Annotated in this window: 21 protein-coding genes; 11 read left to right on the top strand and 10 right to left on the bottom strand. The window is 70.7% G+C overall.

All coding sequences use genetic code 11. The annotated features are described in order from the left end of the window. Positions 1–11 precede the first annotated feature (11 nt). The 3 genes from G3I60_RS11955 to G3I60_RS11945 form a co-directional block, all read right to left on the bottom strand. The gene (locus tag G3I60_RS11955; RefSeq protein ID WP_138350870.1) at positions 12–782 is read right to left on the bottom strand and encodes a polysaccharide deacetylase family protein; all 771 of its coding nucleotides are present in this window, start codon (positions 780–782) and stop codon (positions 12–14) included. Positions 783–888: 106 nt separating this feature from the next. After that, positions 889–2,028: a CapA family protein gene (locus G3I60_RS11950; RefSeq protein ID WP_164607102.1), complete on the bottom strand. Its 1,140-nt coding sequence runs from the start codon at positions 2,026–2,028 to the stop codon at positions 889–891. 60 nt (positions 2,029–2,088) lie between these two features. Continuing rightward, a complete protein-coding gene (locus tag G3I60_RS11945) occupies positions 2,089–3,204 on the bottom strand; it encodes a ferritin-like domain-containing protein (RefSeq protein ID WP_164293318.1) in 1,116 nt (371 codons plus the stop codon). Between the two features lie 172 nt (positions 3,205–3,376). Between G3I60_RS11945 and G3I60_RS11940 the strand changes: the two genes are divergently transcribed. The 6 genes from G3I60_RS11940 (at position 3,377) to G3I60_RS11915 (ending at position 9,831) form a co-directional block, all read left to right on the top strand. Beyond that, complete coding sequence (locus tag G3I60_RS11940) at positions 3,377–4,267, top strand: diiron oxygenase (protein WP_232484645.1); 891 nt, start codon at positions 3,377–3,379, stop codon at positions 4,265–4,267. Between the two features lie 70 nt (positions 4,268–4,337). Continuing rightward, positions 4,338–5,093, top strand: coding sequence for a TetR/AcrR family transcriptional regulator (locus tag G3I60_RS11935; RefSeq protein WP_164293317.1), 756 nt, complete (start codon positions 4,338–4,340; stop codon positions 5,091–5,093). Then, positions 5,090–5,386 (top strand): hypothetical protein, encoded by a 297-nt coding sequence (locus G3I60_RS11930; RefSeq protein WP_138350875.1) that lies wholly within the window; start codon positions 5,090–5,092, stop codon positions 5,384–5,386. The genes G3I60_RS11935 and G3I60_RS11930 overlap by 4 nt, the downstream gene beginning before the upstream one ends. Positions 5,387–5,622: 236 nt before the next feature. After that, positions 5,623–7,185 (top strand): chitinase, encoded by a 1,563-nt coding sequence (locus tag G3I60_RS11925; RefSeq protein ID WP_239069770.1) that lies wholly within the window; start codon positions 5,623–5,625, stop codon positions 7,183–7,185. 115 nt (positions 7,186–7,300) lie between these two features. Further along, the gene (locus tag G3I60_RS11920; RefSeq protein ID WP_164293316.1) at positions 7,301–8,539 is read left to right on the top strand and encodes a PQQ-binding-like beta-propeller repeat protein; all 1,239 of its coding nucleotides are present in this window, start codon (positions 7,301–7,303) and stop codon (positions 8,537–8,539) included. A 176-nt stretch (positions 8,540–8,715) separates the two neighbouring features. After that, positions 8,716–9,831 carry a C40 family peptidase gene (locus G3I60_RS11915; protein WP_307811123.1) on the top strand — a complete coding sequence of 372 codons (1,116 nt, stop codon included), beginning with the start codon at positions 8,716–8,718 and terminating at the stop codon, positions 9,829–9,831. Positions 9,832–9,957: 126 nt separating this feature from the next. Here G3I60_RS11915 and G3I60_RS11910 read toward each other — a convergent pair whose 3' ends face one another. From G3I60_RS11910 to G3I60_RS11890, 5 genes are read right to left on the bottom strand one after another with little or no spacing between them, the layout of a single operon-like run. Next, positions 9,958–11,220, bottom strand: coding sequence for a styrene monooxygenase/indole monooxygenase family protein (locus tag G3I60_RS11910; protein ID WP_164293315.1), 1,263 nt, complete (start codon positions 11,218–11,220; stop codon positions 9,958–9,960). Between the two features lie 42 nt (positions 11,221–11,262). Beyond that, positions 11,263–11,871 (bottom strand): ATP/GTP-binding protein, encoded by a 609-nt coding sequence (locus G3I60_RS11905; RefSeq protein WP_138350878.1) that lies wholly within the window; start codon positions 11,869–11,871, stop codon positions 11,263–11,265. Beyond that, a complete protein-coding gene (locus G3I60_RS11900) occupies positions 11,852–12,247 on the bottom strand; it encodes a DUF742 domain-containing protein (protein WP_138350879.1) in 396 nt (131 codons plus the stop codon). Before G3I60_RS11900 ends, G3I60_RS11905 begins: the two co-directional genes overlap by 20 nt. Beyond that, a complete protein-coding gene (locus G3I60_RS11895; RefSeq protein ID WP_187145008.1) occupies positions 12,247–12,762 on the bottom strand; it encodes a roadblock/LC7 domain-containing protein in 516 nt (171 codons plus the stop codon). The genes G3I60_RS11900 and G3I60_RS11895 overlap by 1 nt, the downstream gene beginning before the upstream one ends. Further along, on the bottom strand, positions 12,759–15,155 hold the full coding sequence (locus G3I60_RS11890) for a nitrate- and nitrite sensing domain-containing protein (RefSeq protein WP_343240899.1): 2,397 nt from the start codon (positions 15,153–15,155) through the stop codon (positions 12,759–12,761). Before G3I60_RS11890 ends, G3I60_RS11895 begins: the two co-directional genes overlap by 4 nt. A 369-nt stretch (positions 15,156–15,524) precedes the next feature. Here G3I60_RS11890 and G3I60_RS11885 point away from each other — a divergent pair, with 369 nt between their 5' ends. Further along, a complete protein-coding gene (locus G3I60_RS11885; RefSeq protein ID WP_164607100.1) occupies positions 15,525–16,295 on the top strand; it encodes a hypothetical protein in 771 nt (256 codons plus the stop codon). 47 nt (positions 16,296–16,342) lie between these two features. Here the strand turns inward: G3I60_RS11885 and G3I60_RS11880 are convergent, their stop codons facing one another. Next, a complete protein-coding gene (locus G3I60_RS11880; protein ID WP_138351069.1) occupies positions 16,343–16,768 on the bottom strand; it encodes a MarR family winged helix-turn-helix transcriptional regulator in 426 nt (141 codons plus the stop codon). A 211-nt stretch (positions 16,769–16,979) separates the two neighbouring features. On the opposite strand from G3I60_RS11880, the gene G3I60_RS11875 reads away from it, so the two are divergent. Next, positions 16,980–17,837 carry a lysozyme gene (locus G3I60_RS11875; RefSeq protein WP_164607098.1) on the top strand — a complete coding sequence of 286 codons (858 nt, stop codon included), beginning with the start codon at positions 16,980–16,982 and terminating at the stop codon, positions 17,835–17,837. Between the two features lie 132 nt (positions 17,838–17,969). On the opposite strand, the gene lon is transcribed toward G3I60_RS11875, so the two are convergent. Continuing rightward, a complete protein-coding gene (gene lon / locus G3I60_RS11870; RefSeq protein WP_164293313.1) occupies positions 17,970–20,387 on the bottom strand; it encodes an endopeptidase La in 2,418 nt (805 codons plus the stop codon). A gap of 202 nt (positions 20,388–20,589) precedes the next feature. Between lon and G3I60_RS11865 the strand changes: the two genes are divergently transcribed. The 3 genes from G3I60_RS11865 to G3I60_RS11850 form a co-directional block, all read left to right on the top strand. Then, the gene (locus tag G3I60_RS11865) at positions 20,590–21,306 is read left to right on the top strand and encodes a response regulator transcription factor (protein ID WP_138350883.1); all 717 of its coding nucleotides are present in this window, start codon (positions 20,590–20,592) and stop codon (positions 21,304–21,306) included. Beyond that, complete coding sequence (locus tag G3I60_RS11860; RefSeq protein ID WP_164293312.1) at positions 21,303–22,379, top strand: ATP-binding protein; 1,077 nt, start codon at positions 21,303–21,305, stop codon at positions 22,377–22,379. Before G3I60_RS11865 ends, G3I60_RS11860 begins: the two co-directional genes overlap by 4 nt. A 230-nt stretch (positions 22,380–22,609) precedes the next feature. Then, on the top strand, positions 22,610–22,918 hold a 309-nt coding region (locus G3I60_RS11850; protein ID WP_164607096.1), incomplete at its 3' end, for a hypothetical protein.

The following is a 22,918-nucleotide window of genomic DNA, read 5'->3' as shown; positions in this document are numbered from 1 at the left end:
GGCTGCGGGGTCTAGTAGATCTTCGGGAAGCTGAACGCGTAGCCCTGCTGCTTCAGCCACGGAAGCACCTTCTCCAGGGCCGCGACCGTCTGCTCGCGCTTACCGCCGCCGTCGTGGAAGAGGAGGGTCGGACCGCCCGCCACCTCCTTCTTGACGGTGCTCACGATGGCGCCGACACCGGGCTTCTCGAAGTCCTTGGAGTCCACGTTCCAGCCGAGCGGCCGCATTCCGTGCGCCGCGGCGAGCTTGCGGTTGAAGGGGGTGAAAGCACCGCCCGGGGCCCGCCAGTACTGCACCTTCACACCACCGGAGGCCTCCTCGATCATCCGCTGCGCGTCGAGGATCTCCTGGCTCTGGTACGCCTCGGACTTCTTGTCCATCCCCGTGTCGTGCGTCATCGAGTGGTCACAGAGCCGGTGTCCGGCGGCCACGATCTGCCGGATGAGGTCGGGGTGGGCCTTCGCCTGCGGACCGATCACGCAGAAGACGGCCTTCACATCGTTCTGCTTCAGCACCTCGAGCACCTTGGGCGTCCAGGTGGGGTCGGGGCCGTCGTCGATGGTGATGTTGACGGCCTTGCCGCCGCTCTCCGGCATGTGCACGATCTCGATCGGCACCGGCCGGGCGGGCTTGGCGTCCACCGTGGGCTTGGATTCCTTCGCGTCCGCCTGTGCCTTGTTGTATCCGGACACCGCCAGGGCACCGGCTATCGCGGCTATCAGGGCGATGACCGAGGCAACGGTTATCGCTACGTTCCGCTGGCTCGCGGTGAGTCGCGCCATGGGTTGAGTCCCCTTCTCTCGTCGCGTCGCAGCACGGCAGGACTGAACACACAGCCAAACCCCCGTACATCTGCAGTGATAGATGCCGGTGACAGCGCGGCGGTTCCTACTTCTTCGGCGCCGCTGACAATCCCGTGCAGCCGCGCAGCCCGGCGCGGCGGTCGTTGATGCGTTTGGCCCCGGCGTCCTCCTGGGGCATGGGCACACCGTGGTTGTCGACGAAGGCCGGCGTGAAGCGCTCGCCCGCGACCTTCCCCTTGGCGATGGTCAGGGTGGTGATGCCGGTGTCGTTGGAGTTCGGGTAGGGCGAGGTGCCGTACCAGAGCAGATTGCCCATGCCGTAGGCGACATAGGTCTGCCGCATCATCCCGGAGCCCAGCATCACGTGTGCGTGCGTGCCGACGACCGCGGTGGCCCCGGCCGCCGCCAGCTTGGCCGCGATGGACTTCTGCTCGGGCCCCGGGCAGGACTGCCCCTCGGTGCCCCAGTGCAGATAGACGACCACGACGTCGGCCTTCTTCCTCGCCGCCTTGACCGCCGCCACCAGCTTGGTCTGCTCCAGTGCCGAGGCGATGCCCGGCTTGGACGCCGTGGCGCGCCAGTTCTGGTTGGTGATGTCCTGCACCTGGCTGGCCGCGAGGACGGCGAGCTTCACCCCGCGGATCGTCTTCAGATACGGACGGTAGGCCTGGGCCTCGTTCGCACCGATGCCGACGACCGGGATCGGCGCGTCCCTGACCGCCGCGAGGGTGTCCGTCAGCCCCTGCGCGCCGTAGTCGACGGCGTGGTTGTTCGCCATCGAGACCGCGTCCACGCCCGACTTCTTGAGGACGTCGAGCGCGGTGGCGGGGGTCCTGAAGTGGTACGTCTTGGGCTGCGGGGTGCCCCGCGTGGTGATCGCCGTCTCCAGGTTGACCATGGAGAAGTCGGCCGCCGCGAGGGTCTTGGAGAGCGGACCGATCGCCGGCTCCGTCATCCCGTTGACCAGCCGGGGCTGCGTACGCTCCGTGAAGTGCACGTCGCCGCCGAACGCGAGGGTGATCGTCCCCGGTGCGGCCGGTGTCGTCGCCTCCGGCGCCACCGAGCCTTCGGGCAGGCCGTCGACCTGTGCGGTGGGCGCGGCGGACACCGGCGCCAGTACCTCGGGCGACGGCTTCGAGCCGGATCCACAGGCGGCGCTGAGGGTCAGCAGTGCGAGCCCCAGCGCCATGCGTACGCGCCGTCGCGCTCTCGGTCCTTCAAGCATCGAGCAAGCGTACGACTCCCGAGCAGATGTTTTTGACGTCCTGGGAACTCTCCCCGGGATTCAGGCGGTCTCCGTTCCCGAGCCGAGGGTGATCGCGTCGGCGACCTCCGCGACGCGGGCCGACTCCTCGGCGGCGAAGCGCTCGGCGTCGAGCTTCTCGGCGATCTCCTCGTCCTCGGCCATGAGCAGATCGAGATTGGAGTCGCCCATGTCGAAGACGCCCATGTCGACATAGGCCTGTTGCAGCCGAGGGCCCCACAGACCGATGTCCTTCACACAGGGCACGATCCGGCTGAAGAGCAGTTTCCGGAACAGGTGCAGGTACTCGGAGTTCTCGCTGAGTTCCTCGGAGTCCTTTCGCGGGATTCCGAAGTTCTCCAGGACCTCGACCCCGCGCAGCCGGTCGCGCATCAGATAGCAGCCCTCGATGACGAATTCCTCACGTTCCCGGAGTTCACCGTCGCTGAGCTGCTGGTAGTAGTCACGCAGGGCCATCCGCCCGAAAGCGACGTGCCGGGCCTCGTCCTGCATGATGTAGGCCAGGATCTGCTTGGGCAGCGGTTTGTCCGTGGTGTCGCGGAGCATGCCGAACGCGGCGAGGGCGAGTCCTTCGATGAGGACCTGCATTCCGAGATAGGGCATGTCCCAGCGGGAATCGCGCAGGGTGTCGCCGAGCAGGCCCTGCAGGGAATCATTGATCGGATACAGCATCCCGACCTTTTCCTGCAGGAACCGGGCGTATATCTCGGCGTGCCGGGCCTCGTCCATGGTCTGGGTCGCGGAGTAGAACTTGGCGTCCAGGTCGGGGACGGATTCGACGATGCGGGCCGCGCAGACCATGGCGCCCTGCTCGCCGTGCAGGAACTGGCTGAACTGCCAGGACGCGTAGTGCCGTCGCAGGTCCTTCTTGTTCTGTTCGTCCATCTTGTCCCAGTAACGGGTCCCGTAGACGGTGAGCGCCTCGTCCGGGACGCCGAGCGGGTCGTAGGGATCGACCTCCAGGTCCCAGTCGATCCTCCGGACGGCGTCCCACTGCTTGTCCTTGCCCTTCTGGTAGAGGGCCAGCAGCCGGTCGCGCCCGTCGTCGTACTCCCAGGAGAAGCGGGCCGCGCCGCTCGCCGTGACCTCCCAGAGCGCTTCGGTCGGTGCTGTCGTGTAGAGCTCGTGCGTCGACACTGACGCCTCCTCGTGGCTCGCCCGAAATTCGTTACGGGGTCCGGTCGTTGGCCGTGCGGTCGTTGGCGGTCGTTCGCAGACTCACACGCCGGTTACCGCCGGGTCAACAAGTTCTGCGCGAGGGATTGACGTCCTTGCTGACACGCAGTCTCATAAGCGTATGGCCCCCATCATGACCAAAATCACGGAGCGCGAGAAGGTCGCGGAGCGGCTGCTCGACGCCTCCGCCAAGCACTCCTTCGACCCCGACACCGAGCTGGACTGGGACGCCCCGTTCGAGGACGGCAAGTGGTTCTGGCCCCCGGAGCTGTGCTCGCTCTACGACACACCGCTGTGGAAGCACATGTCGCAGGAGCAGCGGATCGAGCTGAGCCGGCACGAAGGCGCGAGCATCGCCTCGATGGGCATCTGGTTCGAGATCATCCTGATGCAGCTGCTCGCCCGGCACATCTACGCCCTCGACCCGACCAGCCAGCACGTCCGGTACGCGCTGACCGAGGTCGCCGACGAGTGCCGGCACTCGATGATGTTCGGCCGGCTGGTCAAGAAGTCCGGCACCCCGGTCTACCGGCCCAGCAAGCTCCATCTGCACCTCGGCCGGATCCTGAAGACGTACTCGACGACGCCCGGCGCCTTCACCGGGACGCTGCTCGTCGAGGAGATCCTCGACTGGATGCAGCGGCTGACCTTCCCGGACGAGCGTGTCCAGCCGCTGGTGCGCGGGGTGACCCGCATCCATGTGGTCGAGGAGGCCCGGCACGTGCGGTACGCCCGTGAGGAGCTGACCCGCCAGATGTCGACCGCTCCGCGCTGGGAGCGCGAGCTCACCCGGCTGACCTCCGGGGAGACCGCCAGGATCGTGGCGGGCTCGCTGGTCAGCCCGAAGGTGTACGCGGCGGTCGGGCTGAACCCGGCCTACGCGATGGCGCAGGTGAAGGCCAGCGGCCACCGCCGGGACGTCATGCTGCAGTCCTCGAAGCGGCTCGTCGAGTTCCTGGAGGAGATCGACGTGCTGCGCGGCCCCGGCCGCCGGCTGTGGCGCGCTTCGGGCCTGCTCGCCTGAACGACCCGTTACGACCTGGTGCGCGGCCGTTACCGGACCCGCGCCGGGCCCCACCGGTTAGGCTGCGCCCATGAACGGCAGCGCGGCGCCCGCATACCGCCGACTCAGCGTCGAGCAACGCCGTACGCAGTTGCTCGCGGCAGCGGTGGACCTCTTCGGGCACCACCGCCCCGAGGACGTGTCGGTCGACGATGTCGCGGCCGCCGCCGGGGTGTCACGGCCGCTGGTCTACCGGTACTTCCCTGGTGGCAAACAGCAGTTGTACGAGGCCGCGATGCACAATGCCGCCGATGAGCTGCGGAAATGCTTCGTCGAACCGTCGCAGGGCGCACCGACGCAGCGACTGGCGCACGCCCTGGACCGCTATCTGGCGTTCGTGGACGAGCACGACGCCGCCTACTCCGCGCTGCTGCGCGGCGGCAGCGTCGCCGAGACCAGCCGGACCGGCGCGATCGTCGACGGGGTGCGGCGCAGCGCGGCCGAGCAGGTGCTGCTGCACCTGGGGGCGCCGGATCCCGGCCCGCGGCTGGCGATGATGGTCCGCTCCTGGATCGCCTCCGTCGAGGCGGTGTCCCTGACCTGGCTGGACGAGGGCAAGCAGCCGCCGCTGCCGGAGCTGCGCGGCTGGCTCGTCGACCATCTCACCGGCCTGCTGGTGATCACCGCGACGACCGACCCGGAGACCGCCGGGATCGCCGCGGCGGCGCTGGCCCTGGAGACCCCCGACAGCCCGGCCGGCGAACTGGCCCGGCGGCTTGCCCCGATCGTGGAGGCCGTCGCGCATCTGCTCCCCGACGACGACGGCCGTGGGATGCTGGGCGGGTGAGAAGCGAGAACACGGAGTTCGTCGGCGGCCCGCTGGACGGACGCCTGATGGGCGTCCTGGTCGGGGCGACCGGACAGCCGCCGAAGGTGTACACCGTGCCGGTGCCGGACGCCGACGGGGGCAAACCCGTGGTGCACGTGTACCACCGCGAGCCGAGCCCGGGCCCGCGCGCGGCGCGGCAGACCCGGTGGGTCTTCGTGTACGACCCCGAGGGGACCGTCCCGGACACCCGGCTGAAGTGGCCGTGGTCGAAGAGCGTACGGAACAAGGGGACGCGGCCGCCCGGGGATTGACGCACAGCGGCGGATGACGGCCGCGCGGGGGCGCGGTGACCACCGAATGTCGCACGGGTGTTGGTTCAGACCATTGACAGGATTGGTCCAGACCTGTTTGCTGCGCCTTGTCATGCGCACTGCGTCATGCGCACTCCTTGAAGCAGAAGGAGCATCCCCCCGTGCTCACATCCCCCTTCCGCGGCCGGTCGAGATCCGCCATCGCCGGCGCCGCCACCCTCGCCTGCGCCGCCACCCTGGGCGGCCTGGTCGCACTCGCCCCCTCCGCCACCGCCGGTGAGTTCCTGGCCAACGGCGGTTTCGAGACCGGATCCCTGTCCGGCTGGACCTGCGACGCGAGCGCCAAGGCCGTCACCGGCCAGGCCAAGAGCGGGAGTTACGCGCTCGCCGGCACCCCCGGCGCGAGCGACACCGCCCAGTGCAAGCAGACCGTCACCGTCGCTCCGAACACCGCCTACACCTTCTCCACCCAGGTCAAGGGCTCGTACGTGTACATCGGCGTCGACGGCGGCACCAGCACCTGGACGCCGGGCACCGGCGGCGCGTACCAGCAGCTGAGCGTCAACTTCACGACCGGCGCGAGCCAGACCAGCGCCACGGTCTATCTGCACGGCTGGTACGGCCAGCCGGTCTACTACGCCGACGACGCCTCGCTCAGCGGTCCTGGCGGGCCGACCACCCCGCCCACGACACCGCCGACCACCCCGCCGACGACGCCCCCCACGACACCGCCGACGACTCCTCCGACCACGCCGCCCACCACCCCGCCGCCCTCCGGCGGACTGCCCACCCACGCGCTGGTCGGCTATCTGCACGCGAGCTTCGCCAACGGCGCGGGCTATACGCGCATGGCCGACGTTCCCAGCACCTGGAACGTCATCGACCTCGCCTTCGGTGAGCCGACCTCCGTCACCTCCGGGGACATCCGCTTCAACCGCTGCCCCGTGACCGAGTGCGCCGGCGTCGAGTCCGACGCCGAGTTCAAGGCCGCCATCCAGGCCAAGCAGGCCCAGGGCAAGAAGGTCGTCATCTCCATCGGCGGCCAGAACGGCCAGGTGCAGCTGACCACCGCCGCGGCCCGCGACACCTTCGTCTCCTCGGTGAGCGCGATCATCGACAAGTGGGGGCTCAACGGCCTCGACATCGACTTCGAGGGCCACTCGCTCTCCCTCAACACCGGCGACACCGACTTCAAGAACCCGACGACGCCGGTCGTGGTGAACCTGATCTCCGCGCTGAAGACCCTCAAGGCCAAGTACGGCAGCGGCTTCGTCCTGACGATGGCGCCGGAGACCTTCTTCGTCCAGCTCGGCTACCAGTACTACGGCTCGGGCCCGTGGGGCGGCCAGGACCCGCGCGCGGGTGCCTATCTGCCGGTGATCTACGCGATGCGCGGTGATCTGACCCTGCTGCACGTCCAGGACTACAACTCGGGTTCGATCATGGGCCTGGACAACCAGTACCACTCCATGGGCGGCGCGGACTTCCACATCGCCATGACCGACATGCTGCTCACCGGCTTCCCCGTCGCGGGCAACACCGCCAACATGTTCCCGCCGCTGGCGCCCTCCCAGATCGCCATCGGCCTGCCCGCGAGCACCAACGCCGGCAACGGCTACACCGCACCCGCCGAGGTGAACAAGGCGCTGGACTGCCTGACCAAGAAGACGAACTGCGGCAGCTACACCACCCACGGCACCTGGCCCGCGCTGCGCGGCCTGATGACCTGGTCGGTGAACTGGGACAAATACAGCAACTGGGAGTTCTCCAACAATTTCCGGTCGTACTTCGGAAGCTGAGATCAATCCGTAGCAACCAGAAGTAACCCCGCACCGCCCCCGGCCGGACTGGATTCCGGCCGGGGGCGGTCGTAGTCTCCCTCGACAGGTCCAGGCCGGAGGGGGCACGTACGCCATGTCGGAGCAGCCCGCCGGGATGTCGCGCCGGGCTCTGCTGACGGTGTCCTTCGGCGGTGCCGCGATGGCGAGCGCGGCCGGGATCGCCTGGCTGCGCAACGCCCCCGGCGGACACCGCAGCGACGTCGGCGCCGCCGGGCCCTCCCCCTCCGGCAGCCGGTCCTCGCAGCCCCATCCCAGGGGATCCCGCCCGCCTGGCAGCGCGCCGCCCCCGCTGTGGACGTACGACGGCCCCGAGCTGGTGGACGTCGCGCCGGTGGCGGTGAGCAGCACCCTCCTCGTCCTCAAGGGCTACGACGGTCTGATCGGCCTCGACACCCGCACCGGGAAACCGCTGTGGACCGCCGGCGGCTTCGAACCCGACGGCTCGCCGGTGCCCACCGGTGACGGTCTGCTGGCGGACGTGGCCTACACCGTCGGCGCCGCGGCCCCGCGCGCGGTCGACCCGGCTGCCAAGGGCCGGGTCCGCTGGACCCTGGAGCCCGCGGCCGGTCTGCGGTTCGCCCAGGACGCGCTGCTGGCCTCCGACGGCGGCGCGCTGTATCTGACGGCGTCCCAGGGCAGCCCGCTCGACGACGACTACGCGGCGCTGCTGCTCGCCTACGACCTCAAGGACCGCCGCGAACTGTGGCGGACGACCGCCGGACACATCCCCTCCGAGGCACCGGCTGCGGTGCTGCCGGGCGACCGGCTGCTGTACTGCGACGGCGACGCCCTGACCTCCCTCGACCGGCGGACCGGCGAACGGCAGTGGACGCGTGCCCTGCAGGGAACCGGCAACGGCCGCCCGGCGGTCGCCGGTCCGCGCGCCTACGTGGCGGGCGGCGGGATCACCGCGGTCGCGCTGGACGACGGCACCGTCGCCTGGCACCACGCTCCTCGCGACCGGACCTACAGCGATCCGGTGATCGCCGACGGCGTCCTGTACGCCACCGGATCCGCCGCCGGCGTCCTCGCCCTCGACGCCCGCACCGGCGGCACGCTGTGGGAGAGCGGCCCCGCGATACCGCTGGGCACGCAGTGCGCGCCGGTGGTGCACGGCGGGGTGCTGCACGCACCCACCGCAGGGGGCCGGCCGTGCGTCGCGGCGTTCGACCTCCGCACCCGTAAGGCGGTATGGAGCTATCGGGTTCCGGGAGCGGGGACCGGCGCCGCCGCGGGCATACGCCTCGCCGCCCGGGGTAGCGTCCTGTTCGTCCAGAACGGAAACACGGTGACGGCCCTGCCGTTGGGCTGAGCAGGTGAGGGGAAGGCACCACGGGGGTGACCGGATTGAGCGGAATCGCCTATTCCCACTGTCGAAGATACGACAATCCGTGACAGGATCTTGGCGCAGCAGGTGATCACCTCTGTGCAACCGAAGGTGAGGGGATGTCAGTGGCCCGACGGAACCGTGGGTGGATCCAAAGAGCGGTGATATGCGGTGCGCTCCTCGCGGCCGCCGCCCTCTCGCTCCCCGCCCAGCAGGCGGCCGCCGCGCCCCATGACCCCCCGTCACAGCCGCTGCCCCAGCTGCTGACCCAGCTCCAGACGCTGTATCTGCAGACCGAGCAGGCGACCGAGGCCTTCAACAAGGCGAAGGAAGCCGCCGCCAAGCAGCGGGCCACGGCCGTTCTGCTGGACAAGCAGCTGGCCGACCAGCGGGTCGCGGTCGCCGAGGCCCGCGACCAGATCGGGATGCTCGCCCGCCGGCAGTACCAGGACGGCGGGGTCTCGCCGTACCTCAACCTCCTGGTCGGCGACGACCCGCAGCAGCTCTTCTCGCAGAAGCACCTGCTGCAGCGGGCCGCCGGGAGCGAGGCCGACATCCTGGAGCAGCTGAAGACCGGTGAGGCCCGGATCGCGGTGCTGAACGCGGGCGCCCAGACGGCGCTCGGCCAGGCGCAGCTGCTGCAGACCCAGCAGGGCGCCGCGAAGGTCCAGGTCGAGGAGCACCTCAAGCGCGTCGAGACCATCATCGCGGGTCTGACAGGTGTTCAGCTCGACGAGCTCCAGAAGCTCGAGGAGCAGGGCATCAACCAGGCCCAGAGCGACTTCCTGGACTCCAAGGCCCTCGGCGCGGGCAGCCGGACGCCGTCCGAGGCGGGCAACCGCGCGGTCGGCTACGCGTTCCTGCAGCTCAGCAAGCCGTATGTCTGGGGCGCCGAAGGACCGGACGCGTACGACTGTTCCGGCCTCACCTCGCAGGCCTGGCTGCACGCCGGGAAGGCGATCCCGCGCACCAGCCAGGAGCAGTGGGCGCAGCTGCCCAAGGTTCCGTTGAGCCTGCTTCGCCCCGGCGACCTCGTCGTCTACTTCCCGGGCGCCACGCATGTCGCCATCTACATCGGCGACGGTCTCGTCATCCAGGCGCCGCGGCCCGGCTCCGTCGTGAAGGTCTCGCCCATCGCCGCCAACCCGATCCTCGGAGCGGTCCGGCCCGACTCGGCACAGGGCCCGATGAAGAACTACGTCCCGCCGGCCGTCCCCAAGGCGGACGCCAGGACGCCGATCGACGGTGGCTCCGACCAGGGCAACAACGTCGGCTAGGGGTGTTCCGAAAGCCCCGCCTGGCCCTCCGGGCGAACGGCGCTACTTTCGAAACACGCCCTGGTGGTACCGGGAAACTCCGGGGCCGGGCGGGCTCGTGTCGCGAGCCCGCCCGGCCCCGCCGTGTTACGCGCCCTGTGCGGGCTGCGCGGTCCGACCGGCCTGGACCTCGCCGAGGTAGGCCGCGGCCAGCTCCGGGTCGAAGAGCCACTGCCCGTAGTCGGCCGGGTCGTTGAACCCGTTGGCGAAGCGGTCCGCGACGGGTTGCAGCTCGCCCGCGGCGCCGATCACCTGGAGAACGTGCTCGGGCGGCGGCGCGAGCATCGCGTTCGTCCACTGGGTGACGGGCTCGGCGATCCGCCAGTACCGGTCGAAGGCGGACTGCATCCACGCGCCGTCGAAGGGCTGGTCGCCGCGCTCGATGATGCTCTCCAGGTAGGACGCGGCACACTTGGCAGCGCTGTTGGAGCCCTGTCCGGTGATGGGGTCGTTCGCGACGACGACATCGGCGACGCCGAGGACGAGACCGCCCGACGGCAGTTCGGCGACGCCCTGCCGGACCGTGGGCGCGTACCGGCCGGCGAGGGTGCCGTTCGCATCGGTGAGTTCCACCGAGCGGGCCCGGTCGTACTCCCACGGGGTGAACTGCCGCATCAGGTCGAGGGTGAGGCGCAGTTGCTCCTCGGGGTCCTTGACGCCCTGGAAGACGTCCAGCGGACCGCCGGGGATGCCCTCCCAGAAGAGGATGTCGGCGGGGCCCGAGGTGGTGAGGGTCGGGATCACGATCAGCTCGCCGATGCCCGGCACCAGGTTGACGTTGACCGCGAGCCGGCCGTCGCTCCCGGGGCGCGGTGCGAGGCCGTGCACGTACGACACGGCCAGGGAGCGCTGCGGAGCCTCGTAGGGCGAACGGGACGCGTCGCGGCGGAACATGGAGACCAGCTCGCCCTTGCCCGCGGCGACCAGCACCAGGTCGTAGGCGCGCGAGAAGTAGTCGAGGTCGGAGACCGCGACGCCGTGGATGACGAGCTTGCCGCCGCGCTCGGCGAAGGTCTCCATCCAGCCGGCCATCTTCACCCGCTGGTCGACGGACTGCGCGTAGCCGTCCAGCCGGCCCACCCAGTCGATGGGGCGCGACGCGTCCGGGGCCGCGACCGAGACACCGAGACCCTCGATGCGCGGGGTCTGCTCCTCCCAGAAGTTGATGCCCAGATCGCGCTCGTGCTGCAGCGCGGTGTCGAACATGCACTGCGTGGACATCACCCGGCCGTCGCGTATCTCGTCGGCCGTACGGTTGGACATGAGGGTGACTTCATAGCCACGGCCCTGCAGACCCAGGGCCAGTTGGAGCCCGGCCTGACCGGCTCCGACGATGAGTATCTTGCGCATGATGAAGGTCCGGCTTTCGTGAAAAATTCGGGAACGGATCGCTCAGAGCGGCTGTTCGGCCAGTGCGTGCGCCACCAGGGCCATGAGTGCCTCCACTACCGAATACCGCTTCCGGGCGTCGCAGATCAACACCGGTATGTGCGGCGGTACGGCGAGCGCCTCGCGGACGTCCTGCTCGGTGTACTCCGGAGTGCCCTCGAACTGGTTGACCGCCACCGTGTACGGCAGTCCGCAGCCCTCGAAGTAGTCGAGCGCCGGGAAGCACTCGGCCAGCCGCCGGGTGTCCGCCAGCACGATCGCGCCGATCGCGCCGCGCACCAGGTCGTCCCACATGAACCAGAAGCGCTGCTGACCGGGCGTGCCGAAGACGTACAGCACGAGGTCCTGGTCCAGGGTGATCCGGCCGAAGTCCATCGCGACGGTGGTCGTCGTCTTGTCCGGGGTCGAGCCGAGGTCGTCCACGGACTCGCTGGCCCGCGTCATCACCGCCTCGGTGGTGAGCGGCGTGATCTCGGAGATCGAGCCGACGAACGTCGTCTTGCCCACGCCGAAGCCGCCCGCGACCACGATCTTGGTGGAGACCGGCGCGCGCCCGCGCTCCGTCTGCCACTCCTGCGTGCCGCCGGTCTCCTCAAAGCCTGCGAAGTCCACCGAGCACCCTTTCCAACAGCGCGCGATCCGGGCTGCCGGGGCCGTGCCCGGTGCCGTAGACGCGGATCCTCCCCTGATCAGCCAGGTCGCTGAGCAGTACGCGGACGACGCCGAGCGGCATCCGCAGCAGTGCCGAGATCTCGGCCACCGACCGCATTCTGCGGCACAACTCCACGATCGCGCGCATCTCCGGCATCACCCGCTCGGCCCAGCGGCCGGCGGTCAGCACGAAATTCGGCTCCTGGCCGTCGATGCTCGCCACGAAGGTCTCGACGAACAGCACATGGCCGAAGCGAGTGCGTCCGCCGGTCAGGGCGTACGGGCGGACCCGGGCCGTGCGGCGGTCGAGGCCGCGCTGGGGCAAGGACATGGACATCAGCGACCGCCCCCGCTCTCGGCGCCGGCGGCTTCCTGGGACCGGCGCAACTCGTTGCGGAGCTGGGGCGTCAGCACGTGGCCGGCCCGGCCGACGAACAGGGCCATGTGGTACCCCACGACGCTCATGTCGCAGTCGGCGGAGGCGTGGACGCCGAGCAGCGACCCGTCGCTGATCGACATCACGAAGAGACTGCCCTCGTCCATGGCGACCGCGGTCTGCCGGACCCGGCCGCCGTCCATCAGGCGCGCCGCGCCGTCGGTCAGCGAGGCAAGGCCGGAGACGACCGTGGCCAGGTCCGCACGGGCGTCCGCGGGGCCGGCCGGCGGCTGCTGGCCGCCGGGTTCCGCCGCGGCCGCCGGATCCGGGTCGGAGTTGATCAGCAGCAGTCCGTCGGAGGAGACCACGGCGACCGAGTGGACACCCGGCACCTCCTCGACGAAGTTGCTCAGCAACCACCGCAGATTCCGGGCTTCATGGCTCAGGTCCTTCGTGTCCGTACTCGCCGCGTTCAACGGCTCGCCTCCTCGATGGTTCCAGCTGCGCCTGTGCCCCCCGTTGGGCCTGCCTTCTCCGGGGCCGCCGCCCGGGTCTCCTCTTCCGCGTCCCGTCGTCCGTCCCGAAGTCCTTGCTGCAATCCGCCGAACTTACGCCGTAGCGCCTCCGCGTCCACCGGCCCGGTCCGTTCCGGGCCCCGCGCGGCCGGCTCACCGGTCAGCCCGCTGCTGCGCGGCACGCGCTGCGGCAGGCCCTTGCCGGTGATGGATCCGTCGGGTCCGGCGGGTTCCGCCTGCGCGTCGTCGGGCGCGTGCCGCGGCCGTACGACGCCGCCCGTGGGCCGGTCGCCGGCCGGGTCCCGCTCGGGTCCCGAGTGCTCCACGGAAGCGTCACCCGCGGCCCCGGCCCCGGCCGCGTCCTGAACCGCCTCCGGCTCGGCGGGTACCCGTTCCGGTGCCCGCTCCGGAGTCTCCGACACGGCAACCGGCATCGGCCCGCCCGCGATCGCGGCCTCCACCGGGTTGGCCGGAGCCTCGTCGGGCCGGGCCGCGGGCAGCAGCCGGCGCGGCAGGATGACGACGGCAGCGATGCCGCCCTGCTTCTGCTCGCGCAGCTGGACGCGGATCCCGTGGCGGGCGGCGAGCCGGGCCACGACGTACAGCCCCATACCGGTCGCGTTGCCGGGCGCGGTCGGCTCGGGGTCGGTGAGCAGCGCGTTCAGCTCGGCGAGCCGCTCCGGCGGAGCGCCGATGCCCTGGTCCTCGACGGAGATCATGGCCTCGCCGTTCTCCAGCATCCAGCCGGAGAGCTGCACTTCGGCCTGGGGCGGCGAGAACGCGGTCGCGTTGTCCAGCAGTTCGGCCACCAGGTGACTGGTGTCGTCGGCGGCGTGGCCGGCCAGCTGCCCGGCGGGCAGCACCTGGATCCGCACCCGCTCGTAGCGCTCTATCTCCGAGATCGCCGCACGGGCCACGTCGACCAGCGGCACGGGCTTGACGGTGGCGCCGCCGTGGCTGTGCTCGGTGCCGGCGAGGACCAGCAGGTTCTCGCTGTTGCGGCGCATCCGGGTGGCGAGGTGGTCCAGCCGGAAGAGCGTCTCCAGCCGGTCCGGGTCCTGCTCGCGCTCCTCCAGGCCCTCGATCAGGGCGAGCTGGCGCTCCACCAGGCCCAGGGTGCGCAGCGACAGGCTGACGTACGTGGTGTGCCCGCCGGTCCGGTCGGTGCCGGTCCTGGCGCTCACGGTGCTCGCGGCGCTTGCGTCGTCCCGCTGACGCAGCAGGCTGTCGCGTTCCGCGGTGAGCGCGTCGCGGATTCCCAGCAGCCGGGTCTGTTCCGCGCCGAGTTCGAGGCCGCGGGCCTGTACGGCGCGCAGCTCGGTGACGAGCACGTTGATACGGCGGGCGACCGTCGCGAACTCGTCGTTGCCGATGACGCGTGCCTCTTCGGACCCGCCCTTGGCGAAGCGGTGCAGCGCGGCGAGCGGCCGGGTGAGGGAGCGGGCGGTGGAGACGAGGACGCCGACGGCGACCAGCAGGCAGAGCGCGGCGAGGGCGACCCGCAGTTCGAGGGCGGTCACCGCGTCGTCCCGCCGTTCGCCGGCCGCGTCGGCCTCGGCGGTGGCGAGCGAGGACTCGACGCTGCGCATGAGGTCGATCCTGGCGGTGAGCGCGGCCTTCACCTCGGCCGTGCCGAGCGCCCGGTCGGAACCGGTCAGCTGCGGCTGGTCGGTGAGGAGCCGGAGGTCGCTCTCGGCCTCGGTGACATCCGCGCCGGTGACGGTCTGGCTGTACTGGTCGCGGAGGTCCTGGGGCGCGGTGGCGCGGAAGTCGGCGAGCGCGGCCCGCTCCTGTACCGCGGCGGTCTGCGCGTCGGTGGCCAGCGGCCGCTGGGAGCCGGAGCCGGTGAGCGCGCTCACCAGCAGCCCGCGCTCGGTGGCGGCCAGCGCGGCGGCGCGGCTGAGCGGTGCGGTCACCGGACCCGTCACCCGGCCCAGGGCGTCCAGCAGCGGGGCGTACGCGGCGACGACGGCCTGCGGCGTACCGGTGCCGGTCAGCGCCTCCTGCCGGATCTGCGGGAGGGTCGCCAGCACTTCGCGCGGTTCCGCGCCGGTGTCCTCGTCGGCCGAGAGGCTCTGCGCCTGCCGGTCCACCCGGTTGCGCTGCGATTCGGAGAGTCCGGGGGCGCCGGTGCCGGGCGCGGTGGAGCGGCCGCCGGCGACGAAGGCGGCCATGTCGTCGCGTTCGTCGGCCAGTGAGTGCGACAGCGAGATCGCCCGGACGGCCAACTCGGCCCCCGTCACCTCGTCCTGCGCGTCGGACACGTCGCGCACGGCGACCGCCACACCGGGCGCGGCCGCGGCCGGCACGATGACAGCACAGATCAACAGGGCGGCCAGCAAGCGGCTGCGCACCCGTCCTTTGCCCGCTGCCGGGGGGACCCCGTCGCGCGGTTCACGTCGTCTTCGCACCGGAGCTCGCAATCCCGTCTCGCCTGGTCAATGGGCCCGACCTTCTCAGCCCGTTGTAGACGGGGCCGCGCGTCCCCCTCCCCCGACACCCGAACGAGTGAATCGCACCCATGAGTTGACGGACAAGTCCGGCGCGGAACGTCTCGATCCGTGATCGCCGAACGGGTTTGGCGTCGCGCCCGAGCCCTGGCAGGATGCCCGCCCGCATCCCATCCGCCCATGTCAGGCGCCATGGGATCCGCACCAAGCGCGATATGGGGCCCGTCAGGTACGGACCAAGAGGTTCGAACGGCGCTCCGGCAGAATTGAGCCATGCGCATCGAGAGCAGCACCGAGCCCGGCACCCCCGACCACCCCAACGAGGACTTCCTTTCGCTGGCCCTGCCCGCTTCCGGGCACGGTGGCGTGCTGGTTCTGCTGGATGGCGTGACGCCGCGGCCCGGCAACGGGGACTGCATCCACTCGGTGCCCTGGTTCGTGGCGCGGCTCGGCGGGGCCCTGCTCGAACTGTCCGTTTCGCGACCGGAGATGACTCTCTCCGACTGTTTGGCGTCCGCAATTGCCCGTACGGCGGACGCGCACCGCGACACCTGTGATCTTTATCACCAGCTCACACCGCAGGCCACGGTGGTCACAGTCCGGTGGAACCAGGACACCGTGGAGCATCTCGTGCTCTCCGATTCGGTGCTGCTCCTGGAGGCCGCCGACGGCAAGATCACACCGGTGCTGGACGACCGCATCGACCGGCTGGTGGCCGCGGGCCGCGCCGTCCCCGCGCTGCGCAACGCCGAGGGCGGCTTCTTCACCGCCGCCGCCGATCCGGCGGTGGTCTCCCGCGCGGTCACCGGCACCACCCCGCGCGGCGACGTCCGCGCGTTCGCGGCGCTGAGCGACGGGGCGACCCGGCTGGTCGAGGTCTTCCGCACGGACGACTGGGCCGGCACCTTCGCGCTGCTGCGCGAGGAGGGACCGCAGACGCTGATCCGGCGGGTGCGCGCCGTGGAGGCCGCCGACCCCGAGGGCCGCGCCGTCCCGCGCGGCAAGCCGTTCGACGACGCGACGGCCGCCCTCGTGGAGCTCTGACCCGGCGGGTCGCTTTCATCCGTCCGGAGGGGCCTCCAGGGCGTGCCCTAGTCCTCCGAGCCCTGCAGTTCGTTCAGCCGCTGCAGCAGCCGGGCCAGTTCGCTGACCTCGCCGCGGTCCCAGGCCGCCAGCCGCCGGAGGTAGCGGGAGCGCCGGGCGGCGCGCACGCGGGAGAAGCGCTCGCGGCCCTCGGCCGTCATCCGCATCAGGAAGGCGCGGCCGTCGGCGGGATCCGGCTCGCGGGTGATCAGCCCCAGCACCTCCAGCGCGCGCAGCTGCCGGCTCATGGTGGCCTTGCCGACGCCGAAGTACGCGGCGAGGTCGGTGGCGCGCTCGGGCTCGCACTCCTGGAGCCGGACCAGGAGCCCGTAGGCGGCGGGTTCCAGTTCCGGGTGCAGCTCACGCGCCATCTCGCCGGAGGACGCGCGAGCCCGTCGGTAGAACACCGTCAGCTCGCGTTCCAGGGCTTCCATCTGCTCGTCCACAGCGCTCCCGCTTTCAGGGGGCTGAAAGTTTCTTTCAGCGATCGTCGTTCCCGCAGCTGCTCAAGTATTTCGTAGGTGTAGACCAACGGCGGTTCCCGGGGACCCTTCCACGCGCGTAGTTTCCGCCCCTACCTTCGTCTTGTCATGGCCATCCCAAGGCCATGGTGCGCGTCAGGCCCCGTCCCCCATGGAGGAACATATGTCCTTCGGAGCCCAATCCGCCGTGCACAGATCAGGATTCTTCCGCACCCGGACGGCCTTCGCCGCCGGACTGCTCTTCGCTGTGCTCGCCCTCTTGTTCTCCCTGCCGAATTCCGCCGGCGCGGTCGGCAGCGGCCCGATGACCCACCCCGAACTCGACTGGATGGGCTCGACCATCCGCGCCCACGAGGGCGGCAGCACCACCGGAGGCGTGGCCACCCCACTGGTCACCCAGACTCGGGGCATGGACGTCAGCGGCTACCAGGGCAACGTCAACTGGTCCGCGGCCTGGTCCAACGGTGGACGGTTCGCCTACATCAAGGCAACCGAGGGCACCTCGTACACCAATCCCTACTTCGCCCAGCAGTACAACGGCTCGTACAACGTCGGGATGATCCGCGGCTCGTACCACTTCGCGCTGCCGGACAACTCCGGCGGCGCCGCCCAGGCCGACTACTTCGTCAACCACGGCGGCGGCTGGTCCGGTGACGGCAAGACCCTGCCGGGCGCGCTCGACATCGAGTACAACCCGTACGGCGCCACCTGCTACGGCCTGAGCGCGAGCAGCATGGTCAGCTGGATCGCCTCGTTCAGCAACGAGTACCGCGCCCGTACCGGCCGGTACCCGACGATCTACACCTCCACCAACTGGTGGACCCAGTGCACCGGCAACAGCAGTGCCTTCGCCGCCAACAACCCGCTGTGGATCGCGCGCTACTCCACCAGCGCCGGCACCCTGCCGGCCGGCTGGGGCTTCCACACCATCTGGCAGTACGCCGACTCCGGCGTCTTCCCCGGTGACCAGGACCGCTTCAACGGGGCCTACGACCGGCTGCAGGCCTTCGCCAACGGATAGCCGCCCGGCCCGCTGAACCGCACAGAACACGGAAACAGAACACAGAACAGGGCGCTCCCCTCCCCCCGGGGGGAGGGGAGCGCCCTGTTCTGTGTGCACCGTTCCGTTGCCGCCACGGCAGCGGTCCGACGGTCAGGCGGCGACCGGGACCCGGTCCTCCGTCACCGACTGCTCGAGCGCCAGCTTCAGCACCTGCCGGACGTCGGAGACCGGGTGCACCTCGAGCTTCTCCAGGATCTCCGCGGGCACGTCGTCCAGGTCGGGCTCGTTGCGCTTCGGGATGATCACCGTGGTGATCCCGGCCCGGTGCGCGGCCAGCAGCTTCTGCTTGACGCCGCCGATCGGCAGCACCCGCCCGGTCAGCGACACCTCACCGGTCATCGCCACATCGGTGCGGACCCGCTGCCCCGACAGCAGCGAGGCGAGCGCCGTCGTCATCGTGACGCCCGCGCTCGGGCCGTCCTTCGGGATGCCGCCGGCGGGCACGTGGATGTGCACACCGCGCTCCTTCAGGTCGCCGACCGGCAGCTCCAGTTCCGCGCCGTGCGAGCGCAGGAAGGAGAGCGCGATCTGTGCCGACTCCTTCATCACGTCGCCGAGCTGGCCGGTGAGGGTCAGCCCCGATCCGCCCGTCTCCGGGTCGGCCAGCGACGCCTCGATGAACAGCACGTCGCCGCCCGCCCCGGTCACGGCCAGGCCGGTCGCCACCCCGGGGACGGCCGTCCGCCGCTCGTCCGGCTCCTGCGCCGACTCGGGGGTGTGGTGCGGCCGCCCGATCAGTGCCCGCAGATCCGCGTCGGTGACGGTGAACGGCAGCTTCTGCTCGCCCAGTTCGTGCCGGGCCGCGATCTTCCGCAGGATGCGGGCGATCGACCGCTCCAGGGTGCGCACGCCCGCCTCGCGGGTGTACTCCCCGGCGAGCTTGCGCAGCGCCGAATCGTCGAGCGACACCTCGTCGGTGACCAGTCCTGCCCGCTCCAGCTGGCGCGGGAGCAGGTGGTCACGGGCGATGGTGACCTTCTCGTCCTCGGTGTAGCCGTCCAGCCTGACCAGTTCCATCCGGTCGAGCAGCGGCTCGGGGATCGAGTCCAGGACGTTGGCGGTGGCCAGGAAGACCACATCGCTCAGGTCCAGTTCGACCTCCAGGTAGTGGTCCCGGAAGGTGTGGTTCTGTGCCGGGTCCAGCACCTCCAGCAGTGCCGCCGCCGGGTCGCCCCGGTAGTCGGAGCCGACCTTGTCGATCTCGTCGAGCAGCACCACCGGGTTCATCGACCCGGCCTCCTTGATGGCCCGGACGATCCGGCCGGGCAGCGCGCCGACGTAGGTGCGCCGGTGGCCGCGGATCTCCGCCTCGTCCCGGACGCCGCCGAGCGAGACCCGGACGAACTTCCGTCCCATCGCCTTCGCGACGGATTCGCCGAGTGACGTCTTGCCGACCCCGGGAGGGCCGACGAGCGCCAGCACGGCGCCTCCGCGACGGCCGCCCACGACGCCCAGACCGCGGTCCGAACGGCGCTTGCGCACCGCCAGGTACTCGGTGATGCGCTCCTTGACGTCGTCGAGGCCCGCGTGGTCCGCGTCGAGCACCGAGCGCGCGCCCGGGATGTCGTACACGTCGTCGGTGGTGGTGTTCCACGGCAGTTCGAGCACCGTGTCCAGCCAGGTGCGGATCCAGCTGCCCTCGGGCGAGGCGTCGGAGGAGCGCTCCAGCTTCTCGACCTCCTTGAGCGCGGCCTCGCGGACCTTCTCCGGCAGATCGGCGGCCTCGACGCGGGCCCGGTAGTCACCGGCCTCGTCCTCCGGCTCGCCGTTCAGCTCGGACAGCTCCTTGCGGACGGCGTCCAGCTGCTGGCGGAGCAGGAACTCGCGCTGCGCCTTCTCCATCCCCTCCTGCACGTCCTTGCGGATGGTGTCCGCGACGTCCTGCTCCGCGAGGTGGTCGCGCAGCGTGGCGATGGCGATCCGCAGCCGCTCCACCGGGTCGCCGGTCTCCAGCAGCTGCACCCGCTGCTCGGTCGTCAGGAACGAGGAGTAGCCGGAGTTGTCCGCGAGCTGCGAGACGTCCTCGATCTGCTGCACCCGGTCCACGACCTGCCAGGCGCCGCGCTTGCGCAGCCAGCTGGTGGCCAGTGCCTTGTACTCCTTGACGAGCTCGGCGACCGCGCCGGGCGCCTCGGTGACCGCCGGCTCCTCGACCTTGGTCGCCTCCACCCACAGCGCGGCGCCGGGTCCGGTGGTGCCGGCCCCGATCCGCACCCTGGTCACCCCGCGGATGACCGCGCCCGGGTCCCCGTCGGGCAGCCGGCCGACCTGCTCGATCCAGCCGAGCGTGCCGACCGCGGCGTACGTGCCGTCGATCCGTGGAACAAGCAGCACCTGCGGCTTGCTCTTACTTCCTGAGACGTGCGCGGCCTGCGCGGCTTCCACGGCCGCGCGCACCTCGGTGTCGGTCAGGTCCAGCGGCACCACCATGCCGGGCAGCACCACAGCGTCATCCAGTGGCAGCACGGGCAGGGTGAGCGGTCCGGACGATGCGGTTACAGCAGCCATGATCTCTCCCTAAGCAAGCAAGTTGAGCTATGTGGACTCAATGCATCTGATGCCCCCGGTGTTCCCCAACGGATGTTCGCTCTGAGCGATCACGTTCGTGACGCCCGGCAAGGACGCCGGGTGCCCCTTTTGGGCCACGTAGCCGAGCGCGCCGACCGCCCCGTACGCTGCATGCCAACCGGGACGACCTTGTGGGGCGGCAATGGACAGCACACAGACGACACCAGGCGCACAGCGCCGGGTGCTGGTGGTGGAGGACGATCCGACGATCGCCGACGCCATCGCGGCAAGGCTGCGCGCCGAAGGGTTCCAGGTACGCACAGCGGGCGACGGACCCACCGCGGTGGAGACCGCGATCGCCTGGCAGCCCGATCTGCTGGTGCTCGACGTCATGCTGCCCGGCTACGACGGCCTGGAGGTCTGCCGCCGGGTCCAGGCGCAGCGGCCGGTGCCGGTGCTGATGCTGACCGCACGTGACGACGAGACCGACATGCTCGTCGGCCTCGGGGTCGGCGCGGACGACTACATGACCAAGCCGTTCTCCATGCGCGAGCTGGCCGCCCGGGTGCACGTACTGCTGCGCCGCGTGGAGCGCGCGACGATAGCGGCGCACAGCCCGCGCGGCGGCAGTCTGCAACTGGGCGACCTGGAGATCGACAACTCCCAGAGACGGGTCCGGGTGCGCGGCACGGATGTGCACCTGACCCCGACCGAATTCGACCTGCTGGTGTGCCTGGCACAGCAGCCGCGCGCCGTCCTCTCCCGCGAGCAGCTGCTCGCCGAGGTCTGGGACTGGGCCGACGCGTCCGGCACCCGCACCGTCGACAGCCACGTGAAGGCGCTGCGCCGCAAGATCGGCGCCGAGCGGATCCGTACGGTGCACGGCGTCGGCTACGCGCTGGAGACCCCGGCCCCATGAGGCTGTGGGCGCGCCTGTGGGCGGCGCTGAGGCCCTACGACCCGCTGCGGTCCATCAAGGCGGCGCTGCAACTGCTGGTCGTCGTCTCGGTGCTGATCACGACGCTGCTGGTGATCGTCGCGATCCACTCGGCCACCGAGCTCCGGGTGATCACGATCTTCTCGATCATCGCCTGTCTGCTGATCACCCAGTTCGTGGCGCACGGGCTGACGGCGCCGCTGCGGGAGATGACCGCGGTCGCGCGGGCCATGGCGCAGGGCGACTACAGCCGACGGGTGGCGCAGGTGCGCCGCGACGAGGTCGGTGAGCTGGCGGAGACGTTCAACCGCATGGCGGCCGATCTGGAGGCCGTCGACCAGCACCGCAAGGAACTGGTGGCGAATGTCTCACATGAGCTCAGGACGCCCATCGCGGCGCTGCGCGCGGTCCTGGAGAACGTCGTCGACGGGGTGTCCGAGGCCGATCCCGAGACGATGCGGACCGCGCTGCAGCAGACCGAGCGGCTGGGCAAGCTGGTCAGCCAGCTGCTGGACCTGTCACGGCTGGACAGCGGCGCGGTGCACCTGGACGCCAAGCCCTTCGAGGTCTGGCCCTATCTGTCGGCCGTCCTGAAGACGGCCAGCCTGGGCATGGAGGGCGCCGCCCGCGCCGGCCGGCGCAGCCGCCCCCGCGCCGACGTCCATCTGCACCTGGACGTCTCACCGCCGGAGCTGACCGCGTACGCCGACGCCGAGCGGCTGCACCAGGTGGTGGCCAACCTCGTCGACAACGCCGTCAAGCACAGCCCGCCCGGCGGCCGGGTCACCGTCCGCGCCCGGCGCGGGGCGGTGCCAGGGAGCCTGGACCTGGATGTGCGGGACGAGGGTCCGGGCATCCCGGAGGCCGAGCGCAACCGGGTCTTCGACCGCTTCAACCGGGGCGCCCACCCCGGCGGCGACGGCGGTACGGGACTGGGGCTGGCCATCGCCCGCTGGGCGGTCGATCTGCACGGCGGGGACATCGAGGTGGCCGAATCCCCCCGTGGCTGCCGGATCCGCGTCACGCTTCCGGGTTCGGTTCCCGCGCAACGTTGACATAGGCTGGCAATACGGGTGCGGCGGACAGCGGGCCGTACTCGTACGGGGGGACGCCGTCACAACCCCTTAAGAGGGACCAATTTCCCGCCATGCACAGCGCCGAAACCCCTCTTCCGGTGTGACTTACGCGACGACTGACCCCCGGGCCTGCGCCGAACGGCCCGGTAGGCGTAGCCTTTATTCCCGCTGTCCACCATCTTGTGAAGCGGAAGAGGGCGGTTGCCGCCGTGTCGCCACAGTCCCCCAATAGCTCGAGCACATCGATCGAGACCAACGGTCAGGGCAAGAGCCCTGCCGCGGGCTTCGGCCCCAACGAGTGGCTCGTCGATGAGATCTACCAGCAGTACCTCCAGGACCCGAACTCGGTAGACCGAGCCTGGTGGGACTTCTTTGCCGATTACAAGCCAGGGACGGATACGGGTTCGTCCGTGGCCGCCCCGGCCGCGCCGGCCCAGGCCGCCCCGGTCACGGCTGCTGTCCCTGCCCCACAGGCCGCGCCGGCCGCTGCGAAGGCCGCCGCTCCGGCGCCGGCCGCC

This window comes from Streptomyces sp. SID13666 (genome assembly GCF_010548325.1).
In the GTDB taxonomy this organism is placed as follows: Bacteria; Actinomycetota; Actinomycetes; order Streptomycetales; family Streptomycetaceae; genus Actinacidiphila; species Actinacidiphila fildesensis.
Note: the sequence above shows the minus strand (reverse complement) of the source record. Positions and strands in the feature narration are given on the sequence as shown.

Coding starts and splice junctions, on each gene's coding strand:
- G3I60_RS11955 (WP_138350870.1), bottom strand. CDS start 782: ATGGCGCGACTCACCGCGAGCCAGCGGAACGTAGCGATAACCGTTGCC.
- G3I60_RS11950 (WP_164607102.1), bottom strand. CDS start 2,028: ATGCTTGAAGGACCGAGAGCGCGACGGCGCGTACGCATGGCGCTGGGG.
- G3I60_RS11940 (WP_232484645.1), top strand. CDS start 3,377: ATGACCAAAATCACGGAGCGCGAGAAGGTCGCGGAGCGGCTGCTCGAC.
- G3I60_RS11935 (WP_164293317.1), top strand. CDS start 4,338: ATGAACGGCAGCGCGGCGCCCGCATACCGCCGACTCAGCGTCGAGCAA.
- G3I60_RS11920 (WP_164293316.1), top strand. CDS start 7,301: ATGTCGGAGCAGCCCGCCGGGATGTCGCGCCGGGCTCTGCTGACGGTG.
- G3I60_RS11910 (WP_164293315.1), bottom strand. CDS start 11,220: ATGCGCAAGATACTCATCGTCGGAGCCGGTCAGGCCGGGCTCCAACTG.
- G3I60_RS11900 (WP_138350879.1), bottom strand. CDS start 12,247: ATGTCCATGTCCTTGCCCCAGCGCGGCCTCGACCGCCGCACGGCCCGG.
- G3I60_RS11885 (WP_164607100.1), top strand. CDS start 15,525: ATGCGCATCGAGAGCAGCACCGAGCCCGGCACCCCCGACCACCCCAAC.
- G3I60_RS11880 (WP_138351069.1), bottom strand. CDS start 16,768: ATGGAAGCCCTGGAACGCGAGCTGACGGTGTTCTACCGACGGGCTCGC.
- G3I60_RS11875 (WP_164607098.1), top strand. CDS start 16,980: ATGTCCTTCGGAGCCCAATCCGCCGTGCACAGATCAGGATTCTTCCGC.
- lon (WP_164293313.1), bottom strand. CDS start 20,387: ATGGCTGCTGTAACCGCATCGTCCGGACCGCTCACCCTGCCCGTGCTG.
- G3I60_RS11865 (WP_138350883.1), top strand. CDS start 20,590: ATGGACAGCACACAGACGACACCAGGCGCACAGCGCCGGGTGCTGGTG.
- G3I60_RS11860 (WP_164293312.1), top strand. CDS start 21,303: ATGAGGCTGTGGGCGCGCCTGTGGGCGGCGCTGAGGCCCTACGACCCG.